Source organism: Pseudoduganella violaceinigra DSM 15887 (assembly GCF_000425385.1).
GTDB classification, from domain to species: domain Bacteria; phylum Pseudomonadota; class Gammaproteobacteria; order Burkholderiales; family Burkholderiaceae_D; genus Rugamonas; species Rugamonas violaceinigra.
In genome coordinates this window covers 1-16073 of record NZ_AUDI01000032.1, presented here as the reverse complement: position 1 = coordinate 16073, position 16073 = coordinate 1, and the positions used below count along the sequence as shown (strand labels likewise).

Sequence of the window (16073 nt, the reverse complement as noted above, 5' to 3'; positions counted from 1 at the left end):
CTGCCGTTCGACTTGCATGTGTAAAGCATGCCGCCAGCGTTCAATCTGAGCCAGGATCAAACTCTTCAGTTCAATCTCTGTTTTTCCGGTATTGCTACCGGAGGTCACTCACTCAAAATACTGACGAATCTCTTGCGAGATTACGTTTAATATATTTTGTGCGAGCGTTATAACGTATATTTTGAGCATCGGACCCGAAGGTCCGGGCATATCGTCAAACGCCCACACTTATCGACTGTTGATTTTTAAAGATCGCTGCTTGTTTGTTCGACGAAGCGTTGTGTTCGTCAGCAGCAGAGAAGCGAGATTATGCGGTACAGCGTGCAACTCGTCAACCCTATCTTTTCCTCGTTTCGCTTCGCTGAGTTGTCAGCGCTGCGTTGCGAGGGACAGAACTATAGCAAGTCGCATTCACTCTGACAAGGGCCGTACGTGAAAAAGGTTTGAGATGCCAACTGAACAAGTCCGCTCACGCCCACCGACAGTCCTGGTCGTCGACGATTCGCCGACCTTACTGCTCGCCCTGCTGGATCACCTCAGCCGCCATGGCTTCCTGGTCGTTCTAGCCCATGACGCCCGCGAAGGCATGATGCGCGCCGCCGTTGCCGAACCTGACCTGATGCTGCTCGACATAGTCATGCCAGGCCTGGATGGTTTCGAAGCCTGCCGCCGCCTCAAGGCCGATGCCCAGACGCGCGACGTTCCAGTCATCTTCATGACTGGCTTGAGCGACGCCAAGCAGATTGTCAGTGGCTTTGCCGCCGGCGGCGTCGATTACATCACCAAGCCATTCCAGGTCGAGGAAGTCCTGGCCCGGATCAATACCCATATCGCCTTGCGCCGTGCCAATAATGAGCTTAAACAGGCCTACCAGTCGCTGGCACGCGCCCAGGAAGATCTGGTACACCACGAAAAGCTGGCGGCACTCGGGTCCCTGGTGGCGGGCATTGCGCATGAATTGAATACGCCAATCGGCAACAGCCTGATGGTGGCCAGTACATTTGAGGCGCAAACGGGGGAAATGCGCGACCACTTCGCCAAAGGCGATAACCTGCGCCGTTCGGAACTGGTAGCCTACCTGGAGAATGCATGCACAACGACCGAAATCCTGATGCGAAACCTGCAGCGCGCCGCCGACATGGTGACCAACTTCAAGCAGGTGGCAGTGGACCAGGCCAGTACGCAGCGCCGCACCTTCCTGCTCGCCGAAGTCGTGTCGGGCAATATACTGAGCCTGCTGCCTTCGATCCGGCGCACCCCCTACGAGGTGCTCCATCGCGTGCCGGATGAATTGATGATGGACAGCTATCCCGGACCGCTGGGCCAGGTGCTCGCCAACCTGGTGAACAACGCCATCATGCACGCCTTTGACGGGCGCAGCGAGGGTAAGGTCGAACTGGTGGCTGAATATGAGAAGCCCGACCGGGTCACCCTGCATGTGCGCGATAACGGCAATGGCATCAGCTCCGCCAACCGGGAGCGCATCTTCGACCCCTTCTTCACCACCAAGATGGGCGTGGGCGGCTCAGGCCTCGGTTTGCATATAGTGCATAGCATCGTGTCCGACATCCTTGGCGGCCAGATCACCGTCAGCAGCGAAGAAGGCCAGGGAACCTGCTTTACCTTGTCCCTGCCGATTGAGGCACCGCGTCACTAAGACGATGGGCGGCGCAGTCGCGCAGGCGCTCGCGGCTTTCCTTGTACCATTCAGCGAAAACGCTGGACTCCATTGGCGCGGCGATCAAGGGGCCCTGCCCTGTGCTGCATCCCATCTCACGCATCACGGCCCAGTCTTCGATGTTCTCGATACCGTCGGCGCAAGCCGGGATTCCCAGCTTGCGGGCCACGGCAAGCAAGCCTTCGAGAAGCGGCCGCCGGTGGCTGCGCTGCGCGGCCTCGTGGACGAACAGGGGGTCAATCGTGATTTCCGACAGCGGGAAACAGGCAAAGTCGCGCGCATTCGCCTCATACCGGCCGCAGTGGACAGCGCCCATACCGAATCCACGCAAGCTTAAACGGCCAATATTGTGCAGTGGTTCTGGGGCGCAGGCCGCCACCACTGCCTCGCTGATTTCCCAGCACACGCTCCCCGGCTTGACCTCTTGCTCCTGAATGCCGGTTACCAGGCGCCCCAGTTGACCCAGGTCTTCCAGCAACTCCGCAGGCAGGGGAAGGGACAGCCTGATAGCTGACAGGCCCATATCCCGCCAGCCGTGCAAATCGAAAGCCGCCCTGGTTGACAGCGCCAGCAGAATGGAGCCTATGGTATCGCGGTCGCCGGCCAGCGCGGGAAGGATGCTGGCAACGTCCAGGTTGCCGCGCAGGGAGTGGCGCCAGCGTCCCTGCACTGCGACGCCAACCAGGTGCCCGCTGTCGAGGGCGACGCGCGGCGCATACAAAGGAATGAATTCATCGGCAGCCAGCGCCGCGCTGATTTCCGCGGCAGTGATTGACTCCGCCACGACGCCGCGTTCCAATTCGTCCAGCGCCAGCATCGGCGCGTCCTGCAGCAACTCCTGCAAAGCCTCCAGCCGTACCGGCTTGGGAATGGCGGCCAGCACGCGCATGGCGCTGCCGGGAGGAAGGCTGCGCGCCGCTTCCTGCAGGCGTGGCTGGTTGGCGGAAGCGGCAATCAGGTTGGCAACCCAGCGCCGCTTGGCCAGTTGCTGGATCAACTCCACGCCGTCCATACCGGGCATATCGAGGTCGGTGAGCACCAGGTCGACCGGCACGCCGCGCTGCTCCAGCGTGCGCAGGGCATTGATGCCGTCGTTCGCGCTCATGACGGTGCCGAAGCCGATCTGCCGCAGCAGGCCGGCAACGTGTTCACGCTGCACCCCGCTGTCTTCAACGATCAAGGCCGTGCTTGCGCTAAAGTCCTTCATTTGACCTCCGTTCGACACCGCCATATTGCAGGATTTCGCGGCTGATTGCATCAAGTGCGACCGTACGCTCAGCAGCGCCGCGCTTGACCGCCTCCCTCGGCATGCCGAACACCACGCAACTTTGCTCGTCCTGCGCCAGCGTGCAGGCCCCGGCCTGGCGCATTTCCAGGAGGCCGGCGGCGCCATCGTCGCCCATGCCGGTCATGATGATACCCAGTGCGCTGGCGCCGGCGCACTTGGCGACCGAACGGAACAGCACATCGACCGATGGCCGGTGCCGGTTGACCAGCGGTCCATCGACCACCTCGACAAAATACTGGGAAGGGCCGCGCCGCAGCAGCATATGGCGCCCGCCAGGCGCTATCAAGGCCTGGCCCGGCAGCACCGGATCGCTATTCTGGGCTTCCTTGACCGTGATCTGGCAAAGGCCGTTCAAGCGCTCGGCGAAAGCCGCGGTGAACTGTTCCGGCATATGCTGCACGATGACGATGCCGGGCGATGCAGGGGGCAATTCGCGCAGCACCCGTTCCAGCGCTTGGGTGCCGCCGGTCGACGTGCCCAACGCCACCACGCGGCCGTTGCCGCGCACAGGAAGCACGCTAGCGCCGTTCGGCGCCAGGATGGCATCCGCAGTGAGCTTGGCCGCCGCCATCGCCGGGGGTGCAGCTGGCCAGCCGCTTGCAAGCTGCTGTCGCAGCTGCGCCTGGGCCGCACTGCGCACCGCGGCGACGAGCTCGTCGCAACCATCATGCAACGATTGGCGCAAATCAAGCTTGGGCTTGCAAACCACGGCCACCGCACCGGCGGCAAGCGATTCCATTGATGTGCGTGCGCTTTTATCCGTCAGCGCGGAACAGATCACCACCGGGGTTGGCCGCTCCGCCATGATCTTGCGCAGGAAAGTGATACCGTCCATGCGCGGCATGTCGGCGTCCAGCACCACCACATCGGGCCATTGCAGGCGCATGCGTTCGCCGGCCAGGAAAGTATCGGCCACGGCATAGGTAACTTGCATGTCCGGCTCGCGCCCAAGCAGGCCGCTCAGCACCTGCCTAGCGACGGCCGAACTGTCCACCACCATGACCCTGATCTGATTCATGCAGCTCCCTTGTCGCCATCGCGCCCTCACGCGTCGCCTTGCGCCGCCTCGAACCGATATGCCCTTGCCCGGCAGGTCCCGGCAGCCGTGCCGGCAACCATTCTATTCCTTGCGGTAGATGGCCGGTGCGACAGTGCGAAGCGGCAGTCCCATGTCATGCAGGCTCTCCGCATGACCGATATAGAGGTGGCCACCCGGCCGCAAATACGCCAGCACACGCTGCACGACGCGACGCCTGGTCTCGCCATCGAAGCTGCTCAGTACATTGCGCAGGAAGATCACGTCAAATCTTCCAAGAGCGGGCAGGCGCGCGCCGTTCAGGTTGATCTGGGCGAACTCCATGCACTCGCGCAGCACGCGCGAGACCCGCAGTGTGCCGTCCTCGACGTCGGTGCCCTTCAGGCAGAATCTGCGTACATAGTCCGGCGGCATGTGGGCGGCGCGCGCCATCGGGTAGTGGGCATTGCGGGCGGTATCGAGCGCACGCGCGCAGACGTCAGACGCCAGCACCTCCCATGCTTGCGGCGGCAGCAAGTCGGCCGACACCATGGCAATGGAATACGATTCTTCGCCGGTGGAGCAAGCCGCGCTCCAGGCCCGGAACGCCGCGCCGCCCGCCTTGCGCGCCATCAGCACGGAGCGCAGGTGATCGAAGTGCCGGGCTTCGCGGAAAAAACAGCTTTCGTCGGAGGTTAACAGGTCGGTAGCCATCTGGGTTTCGTCGGGCGTTTAACTGATCGGCAGATTCCAGCAGCAGCGCTGGCGGAAGCGCTGTGGGCTCATGCGCCAATCCTATTCCCAAGCCAGAACGCTGGCAAGTCCGCCGCGCGCGATCGCATGCCGATCGCGTACCTCAGAATCGCCACGTCACGGCTCGCGCAGCCACTTCACCTGCCGCGCCGGATCCGCGGCGATGGCATCCGCCGTGAACGGCAGCAGTGGCAGCCGCTTTGCCGCGTACAACGGCAGCTGGTCCGCGTAATGCGCGTTGCGCGGGTCCGTGGACTGGCCGTACACCAGTAAGCCACGCGCCTGGGGCCCCGCCGCGTCGAAGCTGACCAGGTGAATATAACTGGTGCCCCAAGTAACGCCTTCGTATCCTGACGCCCCCAGCTGTCCCGCCATATGGATCGAGTTATAGCTGCCGTCAATATCGCCGATCGCCCCGTGGATCGGGAAGCGCTGCCCGTTGCGGGGCTCCACCTGGTAATCCGCCAGGCGTCCATCGAAAGGCACGCCCAGGGCCTGCAGGCGCTGGGCGGCTTCCTTCAAAGCCGCCAGCATGGCCGGAATGACGGCCGGCGCTACACCGCGTGGAGAATGCACGGGATCGGACGGATCGAAGGCGGTTGACCATCGATCGGGTAATCGGGCGGCACTGTTCCAGAATTCACGGAACAGCACCGCGCCACGACTCTCCAGGTCGGCCTTGCGGTCCCAGTTCGCCAGCACCGTGCAGGCTTTGAGCAGCAAGACGTCCGTACCCGCCATGCAAGCCGGAAGTAAATCAGGCAGCACCAGCTCCGCTGCCAGCACGCGATTGGCGAACAGCATTGCCTGCACATCGTCGGGGCCGACCCTGCCGTGCCGCGCGAGCATGTCTTCAATGCCGATAAAGCCGCTGCGGGTGCGCAGGTGCTGCGCCACGCCCACCGGGCCGTACAAGGGGGAATAGCCAAGCGGCGCCGGCCCGACCAGCAATTGGCGCGCATTGGTCAGCCAGTAGCCGTCGTTGGAGTTGGCGACATAGTCCGGGCGCAGCATGGCCGGGGCATTGGCGCCGCCGATAATGCCGTCTGGCGCGCCGCCGTCGCGTCCCCAGGTGCAGGATGCGCGTGCCCCATCGAACATCAGCAACGGTGCCAGCAACAGACAATCGCCGCCGAACTGCTCGGCCCCCACGTGCGGTACCACGCTGGCATCGGCATACAACGCCCCGCCGGCGCGGTCCGCCGCCACGGTATTCACCCAAGGCAAGCCAATCACGCGCTCCAGCTGCTGCTTCAGCTCCTGCACGCTGCGCGCCCGCCCCATGGCAAGCCACTGCTCCATCAGGCGCGTGTTGTTGCGGTTCGGATCACCCAGCACCAGCAAGGCGCCCGGCCCCTGCGGATCGCCGGGCAAGGCGAGGACGGCTCCCAGCTTGCTGAAATAGAAGGCCTTGCGTTTTTGCAGCAGGCTGCCGTCCGGCTGCAGCACATCGATCACCGCCACCTGCGTTTCCAGTTGCTGCGTGGCGCCGTCCATGGCGTAGCGCATCGGGTCCGCGGCATCGCGCGGCAGGCGAAACGTGGTGAAATGCACCGCCTTGGTCACGGTATGCGTCCAGGCCAGATCGCGGTTAAAGCCGATGACCACCAGTGGCAGGCCACCGAGGCTGACGCCCATCGCGTCGTAAATACCCGGCACCGTGATATGCACCTGGTAAAAACGGTCGGTGCTGGTCCAAGGATAATGCGGATTCCCCAGCAGGATGCCGCGCCCATTGCTGCTGGCCTCCTTGCCAATCGCCAGTGCGTTGCTGGCCATGCCGCCCTGGCGGGGGACGGCAGCCCGAGCATCTGAAAGCAGGGCCGTGGCCGGGCCAGCCAGCAGCGCAGCGCCGCCGTCCGCTTCGCGCGCAGCGGCGACGATTGCCGCCGCAAACACCTCGCCTGTGGCATGCAGCGCCTTCTCCGCGATCAGGAGCATGACGTCGTCCACGCTGATCGGCTTGACCCATGGCGCGTTCTGGCAAGCCTGGGGCAGGCGCGCCCCATGGTCGCGCAGGTAGCGGTTATAGCCGGCCGCATAGCCGCGCAACAGCTGCCGGATCTCGCCTGAACCGGCGGCATAGCCGGCCCGCAGCTTGTCCATATCGAGGTAGCCTTTGAAAAAGAAATCGCTGTCCTCATTACGCAAATCGATGAAGTCGAGCGCGGCGCCATATTCGCCGTTGACCGGCATGGTGGCATGGGCGTCCGGCCCAAAATAGCGCGCACGCTCGCCGCGCACGGTCAGGAAGCTGTCGGCCAGCATGCAGATATTGTCCTCTGAAAATGTATAGGCAAGTCCGTAGCCGACGCCGGCAAAATCATTGGCCCGGATGTGCGCCACGCCGTAACTGGTGCGAGTGACTTCGGCGGCAAATTGCGGAGCCGTGGCGCCGCCGTTACTGCCTTCGCCAGTGCAGGCAGTCAGTATCATGGCCGCAGATACGGCCAGCAATTGCGCTTTCATGGTCACCTCCTTCGGTAGGAACATGCACGCTTCCATGATCCGCGCGGCATTTCCGCGACATTTGAGGGAAATCAAATCTATACATATTCGTGCGCGACCGACAATCTGCTAAGATTTTTGACAAATGCACCCGCCCCGGGTGCATTTTTTTTTGCGCAAAGGAGCAGACATGAAGAGATTTACCCCGGTACTTCTGGCCGCAGGACTCTTTGCAGCCAACGCAGCATATGCCGCACCGACCACCTGGATCACCTTGGGCGACGCCGCCTACGCCAAGCTGCAAGCCTCGGCGCCGCAAGCCATCGCTAAGCAGAGCAAGCAGGGCCAGGGCACGGAAAAAGTCCACCTGGTTCAAGTAGACGAGCAGCAGCTGCAGCATCTGTCCGCCGCCATCCACAAGGAATTGAAGCGCTGCGGTGGTTTCATCGTGCATGCCAGCGAGGAGGAAGGCCGCCAGGCGCTGGCCAAGGCAGGCAGCGTGCAACCGCATCCGCTGGCTGCGAACCGCCCAAGCTATGCGATCGATAACCAGGCAGTCGTCAACGGCATCCTGCCGACGCTGCAGGCGTCCAATATCGCGCAGACCATTACCGATCTGTCGAACTTTGCCAACCGCTACTACCGCAATACCAATGGCGCGAATGCGTCCAATTGGCTGGCGCAGAAGTGGACTTCCATGGCGGCCGGCCGCAGCGACATCAGCGTCAGCCAGTTCGCGCACTCGGGCTATAACCAGAAGTCCGTGATCATGACCATTACTGGCACCGACAGCGCGTCCGAAGTGGTGGTGATGGGCGGTCACCTGGATTCGATCAATATGAGCGGCAATGCCGAGACCTCGCGTTCGCCAGGCGCGGACGACGACGCGTCCGGCGTCGCCAGCCTGACCGAAGCCGTGCGCGGCATGATCGCCGCCGGCTTCAAGCCGCGCCGCACGCTCAAGATCATCGGCTACGCGGCGGAAGAAGCTGGCTTGCTGGGTTCCAAGGACATTGCGGCAAACTTCAAGGCCAACAACATCAACGTGGTCGGCGTGCTGCAGCTGGATATGACCAACTACCGCGGCTCAGCCAAGGATGTCTGGATCTATACCGACTACACGGACAGCCAGCAGAACACCTTCCTCACCTCGCTCATTTCGACCTATATGCCGTCGGTCACCGTGGGCAACAGCTCGTGCGGCTATGCCTGCTCCGACCACGCCTCGTGGCAGAACCAGGGCTACTTCGCCTCAATGCCGTTCGAAGCGAAGATGGGAGAGGACAATCCAAACATCCATAGCGCCAACGACACGCTGGCCAATTCCGACAGCACGGCCGCCTTCGCGCTCAAATTCGCGCAACTGGCGGCGGCATATGCGGTGGAACTGGGCAGCGACGGTCCCGGCGTCGTGGTGCCGGACCGGGTGGAAAACTTCAGCGGCAGCCTGACGCAGAACCAGAAGAAGACCTTCGGCCCCTTCAAGGCCGGCGTCGGCACCTTCAAGGCTGAAACCACGGGCACCGGCGACGTCGACCTCTACGTGCGCAAGGGTTCCGTGCCGACCACCAGCAGCTACAGCTGCAAGTCGGACGGCTCCAGCGCGACCGAGGCCTGCAGCCTGAGCATCACGGCCAATGGCGACGTCTATGTCCTGTTGAATGGCTACACGGCGTCGAGCTACAACCTGAAGGTGACCTACCACCCGCAGTGATCAACGCAAGCTGACCGTTGCGCGTTTCCAGGCCGGGTCCTGCCACTTGTAGAAGGTGGACAGCGATTCCGGCCTATCCGCGCCGCGCTCGGTCGCCAGCGTCGCCATGTCCAGCAGTTCGAAGCTGCGGCGGAACTTGCCTTCCGCACGCACTTCCCGCGCCGCCAGCATCTTGGCGCTGCCGGGCACCCAGCCCGCGAATTCCGCGTAGCCGACATCGGGATCACTGGACGCCGGCGGCAGCACATCCACTTTCCAGGCTTCCCCGTCGCGGCGGAACAGCCACATTTCGCGCCAGCCATCGACCGGCTGCACCGCCAGCGCCAGCGCCGTACCCTGCGGATGCACACGCGCCGATGCCAACCACGCCACGCCCCAGGTGCAGCGGCTCACGAGCGCCTTGCCGCCCCCCTGCAGGCTGACGCAGGTTTCGCCCGGCCGGCCGGGCGCCGCCGTCACGGCCAACTGCGGCGCGGCCTTGCCCTGCGCCGGCACGGTTTCCAGTGCCCAGCGCACCGCGCCCACGCGCACACCCGCTTCCGCGTAGGCGGCATTGTCTTCATCGGCCAGCTCCGCCTTGTTGACTGCCGCCAGCGCCTGTTCAGCTCTTCCGGCAGCCTCCGCAGCATTTTCGCCCTTACGGGCACGCTGGAAGGCCACGCTGGACCACACCGCCGCGCGGCGCATGTGAATGCGGTTCTTCATATGCTCTGGCAGGCGTGCCATATCCACGCTATCGAGCAAGCCGGCGCGCCAGCGGTCATGCTCGGCTCGCGCCCCGCCCCCCAGCGCGGGATCGATGCAGGCGCCGTGGCTCAATGCCAGCGCAGCCCGGGCGCGCTGCTCCGCAGTCGCAGCCGCGGCAAGAACGCGGCGGAAAGCGTCGCCGTCATAGCATACCCGCACCTTGCCATCCTGCTCGTAGCTGCGCATCGCCACCCCGTAGCTGGCCACCACTTCCAGATGCGCGGCCAGCGCCGTCTCGGCCTGCGGCGCAAGTTTCGATGAAGCGCGCGCCGCCAGACGCTCGGCCATGCCGCCAATGGCGTCGAACGGCTCGGCGTCGATGGCTTGGGGAGCGGCAGCCTTCAGGTACGCGGCGCCGTAAGCAATGCCCAGCGCTTCGGCGCCCGGGGTATCGCGCAGGAAGCGCATCACGGCCAACAGTTCCGGCGCGGCGGCCGGCTGCAAATCGACCTGGCGCACACGCGCCGCACGGACGTAGCCGGCCCGCTCGCGGCGGTGGTCGTACACCTGGAGGAAGTCGCCGCGCGCGCCGCGCACCTCCAGCGCATCGCCCTGCCACAACACGGCCTGGGCCTGGGCCGATTCACGCGGCGCCGCGCGCAGCGGCAGCTGGTCCTGGGTGACGATGGCCAGGGAAACGGCGGCGGCAAGCATCGAAACGGTCATGCTTATTCCCCAGCGTTGACGGCAATGCGCTCGGCGTGCGCGGTCTTGGGCGCACCGACCAGGGTCGAGCCAATGAAACCACCGTCTGCCGGCGGCGGCGCAATGATCACCGATACCTTGTCCGACAGCTTGTCGGCCATGGTCTTCTGGATCAGCAGCGGGTGTTTGCTCAGCAGCTCACCATCGCGCTCCATCTGGGCGCTGGCGATCTTGCCCACCAAATCCTGGCGATAGGCTTCAGCATCCGCCAGCTTGCGGCGCGAATCCGCTTCGCCGGCAGCTTCGATGATGCGGGCCTGGGCATTGCCCTCCGAAGTCTTGATGCGGGCCGTCTTTTCAGCTTCCGCCTCCAGTTCGCGCTGCTTGACCTGCTTTTCCTTGAACGGCAATACATGGCGCATGGCTTCTTCCTGCGCCCTTGCGGCAATCACCTGCTCGGAGGCGGCGGCTTCGGCGGCTTTTTCGCGCGCGACTTTTTCGGCTTCGGCTTCCAGTGCGGACTGGCGCACGGCTTTTTCCTTCAACTCCAGCGTGTAGCGCATTTTTTCCGACGCCAGCTCTTCGGCCAGCAGCTTTTCCATGCCAGCCTTGAATTCTTCCGGCAGTATCACCTTGCCGATGGTCACGCTGCGCAGGACGATGCCGTCCGCTGCCAGCTTGGGTTTCAGTTCGGCTTCGATGGCTTGCTGGATTTCGGCCCGCTTGGAAGAGAAAATTTCACGCACCGTATAGCGCGTCAGCACCTTGTAGATCACGCCTTCCACGTCGGGCTCCACCACTTCGCGCTGCACATCCGGCGGCAGCTTCGGCGCCACCTGGGCCAGACGCGTCTGGTCGAGCCCATAACGCACCGACAGGTCCAGCCCCAGCGACAAGCCTTCACCAGACTGGAACGGCGTTTCGCCGGCAGCGGCAGGGCGGTAGGTCTGGTCGCGCAGCGATAGCAGGCGCAGTTCATGAATTCCAGGCAGATCCAGCACCAGGCCTTCCTGGACGATCGAGGTTCCGCCAGTCAAATGATTGGTGCGCAGCGCGACCTCGCCGCGCGCAACCGTGCGCAGCGGAGGGAATGCGACCATGCCGTAGGCGGCGGCGCCGGCAACGGCGAGCAGCACGACGCCTTTGCGGGCGCCGGTGGGAAAATGGATGCTGCTGGCAGCACGGCCGAGCGTCGAGCGAATCGCCTGCAGCATCGTACTGATCCGGTTGTTCATGATGATTGCCTTTCTGGGAGGTTGGCCCGGCACAGCGCCGGTACCGCCATCATCCTTCCGTCCCCCGCGAAGATTCAATACGCCCGCCGCCCCATTCCCTTCCGTCCTGTGAAGAAAAATTCACGCCGTCCGCTGGTCTTTTGAGTGATACTTCCTGCATGACACGCGTAGCCATCATTGAAGACGATCTCCCGACCAGCAACCAGCTCGCTGGATGGATCGCCGCCGCCAGGCCCGGCATTCAGATCGACCAATGGTTCAACCGCGACGACGCCGAAGCGGCAATCGCCCGCGAGCGCTATGACCTGGTGGTGCTGGACATTGAACTGGGCCGCGAGCGCCACGCCGGCGTCGCCATCATCAACGCCATCAACAAGCGCCATGCGACGCCGGTGCTGGTGGTGTCCGCCATGCCGGCAGCCATCTACCGCTCCATCATGAAGGCGCTCGATGCCTGGGATTACCTGCAGAAGACCACTTTCGAAGAAGCGGATTTCATCGACACCTTTCTGGAAATCCTGCGTTCGGCCAAGGAGCACAAGCCCGCCGTCCCGACCAGCGAGCTGGCCATGGACCCGCTGCGCCAGCGCACGCCGACCTGGCGCGGGCAGCGCATCAATCTTCCGCTGACGGCCCAGCGCATCCTGGCAGCGCTGTTCGCGCGGCGCGGGCAAGTGGTGTCCTATGAAGACCTGTTCGAGGTAGTGAAGAGCGGCAGGAACCGAGACAATATCCGCAAACACGTCAGCACCATACGCGACGCCTTCCGCGAAATCGATCCGGCCTTCGAGTGCATTGAAAACATACCGATGCGCGGCTTCCGCTGGACCGACGAGGCATGAACCCTTTCGCGGCGCTGACGCCGTACCGCCTGCGTATCGTGCTGCGCATGGCCTTTCCCGTGCTGGCGATTGGAACTCTGGGCCTGGCGGTGTCCGTGCTGCAGCAGGAGAAGCAGCTTAGCTACCAGGCCTACGAGAAGTCGTTCTACAAAACGCGCGAACAGATAGCCGCCACGCTGCGCCACCCGACCGGTCAGTTGGCCCTCCTGAATCCGGCCGTAGGGCGGAATCCCGGGCTGCATCCGGTGCTGCTGCCTTATGCGGCGCTGGATTTCGACGACCAGGCAAAAGTGCAGCAGGCAATTGCCATGGCTGGTTGCGCCGCGCAATACGGCGAAAAGGGCACACTCTGCGTCGGCATTGGCAATAATCCCTGGGCCGGTGGCTTCATCTATGTCGCAGGTACATTCAATGCCCCGCCGCTGACGGCGCACCCGATGCGCGAAGTGGCGATCGACCAGGCCCATCGCGTCGATGTGAAGGTGCGGCTGCGTGGACAGGAATACCACTGGATTGCCCCGTTTGAACAAACCGGCGATCCTGCCGGCGGGAGCATACGCGGGCGGCTGACCGGATTCGCGGCGGCCGACGCCGGCCAGCCGCACGCCCGCCAGGTGAAGGACTTCCGCGGCTGGATCTGGCAAAGCCCGGCATGCGCTCCAGATGGGGCCCCCGATTGCGCGCATAGCACCTTTTTCTCAGTGCGCCTGCCGGTCGGCGTGCTGCAGGATGCCCTGTTCGCCAAGGCAAAGCCGGCCTGGCCGCCGGAGGATCTGGGTCAGATAGACGTCGGCGTGGCGGTACTGCCGCCCGGCGATGGTCCCGCCCTGCTGGACACTGCGCGCGACGCGGCAACGCCGCTATTTTCACTACGCGACCTGCAAGCGCTGTTGCTACCGGGTGAAACCGTGCGCATTCGTACCGCGCAGGGCAAGGAAGTGTTGTCGCTGTCCGGCGCAAGCAGCGGCAGCGACCAAAGCTGGCATGCCCTGCTTACCCTGGTGCGCCACCTGCCGGTCGACACCACCGTCAAAGCGCTGCAAACGCGCACCGGCGTCCCGACACCGTTGGGCAACTTCGATATTGAATTGAGTGGCGATGCGCGCAGCGTAAGCGACACCCTGAGTGTGGTGGCGACTCGCGTATCGTGGTTTGTCGGTGCCATCCTGGCCGCTCTGCTGCTGGCTTGGCTGGTGGTGGAAGCGGGCATTATCCGCCCGATCAGCATCCTGACCAGGCGCGCCGGCAAGGTGGCGCGTTCGGTCAAGACTGCCGGCGCGCTGGACGAATTCGACCTGTCGGACCTGCGCGGTCGGGACGAATTAGGCGTCCTGGCCAACTGCCTGCACGACTTGTTGCGCCGTGTGCGTGAGGATGTGGAAAAGGAAGCGATCCGTGCCGAACAGGAGCGCGACATGTGGCACGCCGTCGGCCACGAGATCATGTCTCCCTTGCAGTCGCTGATCGCGCTGCATGGCGGCGGACACGATCCCAGCGAACGCTATATCCATCGCATGCAGCAGGCGGTACGCGTACTGTATGGGCAGGCGTCGCCCAGCGAAGCCTTCCAGTCCACGACGCTGCAGCTGGAAACGCTGGACATGGATGCATTCCTGCGCGAAGTAGCGTCCAACGCACCCTGCGTCGGCATTGAAGATGTTCGCTATGAAGGCGGGACGCCGGCCCCGGTTCGCGCCGATCCTTACTCGCTGGAGGATGTGGTGACCCATATCCTTAACAACGCGAGCCGCCACCGCAGGCCGGGCACACCGATTACCATGACGCTGACTGCGGACGAACGAACTGCAAGCCTCGCGATCCACAACAAGGGCGATGCAATCGCGCCGGAGTTGATCGACAAAGTGTTTGAATACGGGGTCTCAGGCCAGGAGGAAGGCGCCAGCCGCGGGCAAGGCCTGTTTGTTGTCAAAACCTATATGGCCAAGATGGGCGGCACCGTGGCGGTGCGCAATACCGGAGATGGTGTGGAATTCACGTTGACGCTGCACGGCAGCGCAACGTAGCGCTCGGGCGCCCACACAGTTTGTGCGGGGCGCCCGACAGGGAAAGGATCAGTTACCGCCGCCCAGTTGCTCCAGCTTGGCGGCCCACTTTTTCGATTCCTCGACATTGCGCGCGGTACCCACGCCATTTTCAAGCAGGTAGACCAGCTTGCGGATGGCGGTGAGTTCGTTCTGTTCCGCCGCCTGGCGATAATAGATGGCTGCCTGGCTGTAGTCCTTCTTCACGCCCTGGCCCATCCAGTACATGCCCGCCAGCCTGACCTGCGCCTGCGCGCTGCCCAGCTTTGCCGCTTGCTGGTACATGGCTGCAGCCTGCGCCAGGTCGACGGGACCACCCTTGCCCAGGTCGAACATCACGGCCAGGTTGGTGGCAGCATCCTTATTGTCCTGCGCTGCCGCCTTGCCGAACCAGACGCGGGCCTGGGCCAGATCCTGCGCTACGCCATCGCCGCTGGAATACAGCATGCCGGCGTAAAACTGCGCCATGACATTCCCTTGTGCGCCCGCTTTCAGGTACCAGTTCAGCGCCTGGGCAGGATCCTTCTGCACGGTATTGCCCGTGTGGTAGGCCACCGCCAGGTCGTATTGGGCGTTCGCGTCGCCAGCCATGGCGCGCACACGGATCGGCGCCAGCGGACCGGCCTCCTGACGCTCCATCGCAGCGATCAGGTCCAGCGCATCCTTTGCATTCGGGCTGCCAGCGGCAAGCGCCTTCTGGTACCACTGTTTTGCCTGTGCGCGGTCGACTGGCACGCCGCTGCCCTCCAGGTACATGCCGGCGATCTGCTCGATCGCCGCCACGTCCTTCTGCTCAACAGCCTTGCGCAGCAGGGCCAGCGCACCAGCGCCATCGGGCTTGCCGCCGCGGCCTGCAGCCTTCATGGCGGCCAGGGCACGCATCGCAGGGATATGCCCCTGGTCGACTGCGCGCGTGTACCACTTCACGGCCTCGACGTCGTTTTGGTCGGTCCCCTGGCCACGGTCATACATCATGCCCAAGTTGAATTGCACGTTCGCGTCGTTACCACGGCCGGCTTGTTCAAAGAATCCCCGGAAAGCGCGCGCGTAATTGCCGCGTGCGTACTCTTCATTAGGGGTGCGATTAAAGGCCTGCGCAGATGCAAATTGCACCGGGAAATACAGACAAGCCAGAAGTGCTACGTACCGGAATTTCGACGCCATTTGGGATACTTGCTAAACAGAAGAAGGGTATAAATTATATAAACTTTCTGCTCAGCAAAACATCATTTATGAACACTTTGGCAATATTATGATGCTTTTTCGCAACAACTTGGATATGGCGCGGAAAAGCAAAAAGCCCGCTGGCGCATGCCTAGCGGGCTTCTCTAATAAGAGCCTGACAATAACCTACTTTCACACTGGTTGCAGCACTATCATCGGCGCAAAGTCGTTTCACGGTCCTGTTCGGGATGGGAAGGGGTGGGACCGACTTGCTATGGTCATCAGGCATAACTTGTCAACAATCCGGGAAGAAGTAAAAGGAGGGGTAGTGTTCTCAAACACGAGTAAGTGCTACATAACCGTCAAGGTTATAGGGACAAGCCGTACGGGCAATTAGTATCAGTTAGCTTAATGCATTACTGCACTTCCACACCTGACCTATCAACGTCCTGGTCTCGAACGACCCTTCAAAGAGCTCAAGGCTCTGGGAAATCTCATCTTA

11 protein-coding genes and 3 rRNA genes are annotated in these 16073 nt (G+C 63.1%); 4 read left to right on the top strand and 10 right to left on the bottom strand.

Features of this window, described 5'->3' with window-relative positions:
• Positions 1 to 72: ribosomal RNA gene (locus tag H597_RS31230) — 16S ribosomal RNA — on the bottom strand; the annotation flags it as partial.
• 376 nt (positions 73 to 448) lie between these two features.
• Between H597_RS31230 and H597_RS0116305 the strand changes: the two genes are divergently transcribed.
• On the top strand, positions 449 to 1657 hold the full coding sequence (locus H597_RS0116305; protein WP_028103078.1) for a hybrid sensor histidine kinase/response regulator: 1209 nt from the start codon (positions 449 to 451) through the stop codon (positions 1655 to 1657).
• On the opposite strand, the gene H597_RS0116300 is transcribed toward H597_RS0116305, so the two are convergent.
• From H597_RS0116300 to H597_RS0116285, 4 genes are all read right to left on the bottom strand, one after another.
• Positions 1620 to 2885, bottom strand: coding sequence for an EAL domain-containing response regulator (locus H597_RS0116300; protein ID WP_028103077.1), 1266 nt, complete (start codon positions 2883 to 2885; stop codon positions 1620 to 1622). The genes H597_RS0116305 and H597_RS0116300 overlap by 38 nt on opposite strands.
• Positions 2872 to 3984: a protein-glutamate methylesterase/protein-glutamine glutaminase gene (locus H597_RS0116295; RefSeq protein ID WP_028103076.1), complete on the bottom strand. Its 1113-nt coding sequence runs from the start codon at positions 3982 to 3984 to the stop codon at positions 2872 to 2874. Before H597_RS0116295 ends, H597_RS0116300 begins: the two co-directional genes overlap by 14 nt.
• Before the next feature lie 102 nt (positions 3985 to 4086).
• Positions 4087 to 4695, bottom strand: a complete 609-nt coding sequence (locus tag H597_RS31225) for a CheR family methyltransferase (protein ID WP_051293856.1) — start codon at positions 4693 to 4695, stop codon at positions 4087 to 4089.
• 156 nt (positions 4696 to 4851) lie between these two features.
• Entirely contained in the window at positions 4852 to 7203 is a 2352-nt protein-coding gene (locus H597_RS0116285; protein WP_161630620.1) for a penicillin acylase family protein, read from the bottom strand.
• Positions 7204 to 7372: 169 nt separating this feature from the next.
• Between H597_RS0116285 and H597_RS0116280 the strand changes: the two genes are divergently transcribed.
• Positions 7373 to 8896: a M20/M25/M40 family metallo-hydrolase gene (locus H597_RS0116280; RefSeq protein ID WP_028103074.1), complete on the top strand. Its 1524-nt coding sequence runs from the start codon at positions 7373 to 7375 to the stop codon at positions 8894 to 8896.
• On the opposite strand, the gene H597_RS0116275 is transcribed toward H597_RS0116280, so the two are convergent.
• Together H597_RS0116275 and H597_RS31220 are read right to left on the bottom strand one after the other, a co-directional pair.
• Positions 8897 to 10309, bottom strand: a complete 1413-nt coding sequence (locus H597_RS0116275; RefSeq protein ID WP_028103073.1) for a hypothetical protein — start codon at positions 10307 to 10309, stop codon at positions 8897 to 8899.
• 2 nt (positions 10310 to 10311) lie between these two features.
• The gene (locus H597_RS31220; protein WP_035374474.1) at positions 10312 to 11523 is read right to left on the bottom strand and encodes an SPFH domain-containing protein; all 1212 of its coding nucleotides are present in this window, start codon (positions 11521 to 11523) and stop codon (positions 10312 to 10314) included.
• A 158-nt stretch (positions 11524 to 11681) separates the two neighbouring features.
• Between H597_RS31220 and H597_RS0116265 the strand changes: the two genes are divergently transcribed.
• Positions 11682 to 12365: a response regulator transcription factor gene (locus tag H597_RS0116265; protein ID WP_028103072.1), complete on the top strand. Its 684-nt coding sequence runs from the start codon at positions 11682 to 11684 to the stop codon at positions 12363 to 12365.
• A complete protein-coding gene (locus H597_RS0116260; RefSeq protein ID WP_028103071.1) occupies positions 12362 to 14389 on the top strand; it encodes a sensor histidine kinase in 2028 nt (675 codons plus the stop codon). Before H597_RS0116265 ends, H597_RS0116260 begins: the two co-directional genes overlap by 4 nt.
• Positions 14390 to 14437: 48 nt before the next feature.
• On the opposite strand, the gene H597_RS31215 is transcribed toward H597_RS0116260, so the two are convergent.
• From H597_RS31215 to H597_RS0116245, 3 genes are all read right to left on the bottom strand, one after another.
• The gene (locus H597_RS31215; RefSeq protein ID WP_051293854.1) at positions 14438 to 15400 is read right to left on the bottom strand and encodes a tetratricopeptide repeat protein; all 963 of its coding nucleotides are present in this window, start codon (positions 15398 to 15400) and stop codon (positions 14438 to 14440) included.
• Between the two features lie 344 nt (positions 15401 to 15744).
• Positions 15745 to 15857 (bottom strand): 5S ribosomal RNA (gene rrf, locus H597_RS0116250).
• 86 nt (positions 15858 to 15943) lie between these two features.
• Positions 15944 to 16073 (bottom strand): 23S ribosomal RNA (locus tag H597_RS0116245); the annotation flags it as partial.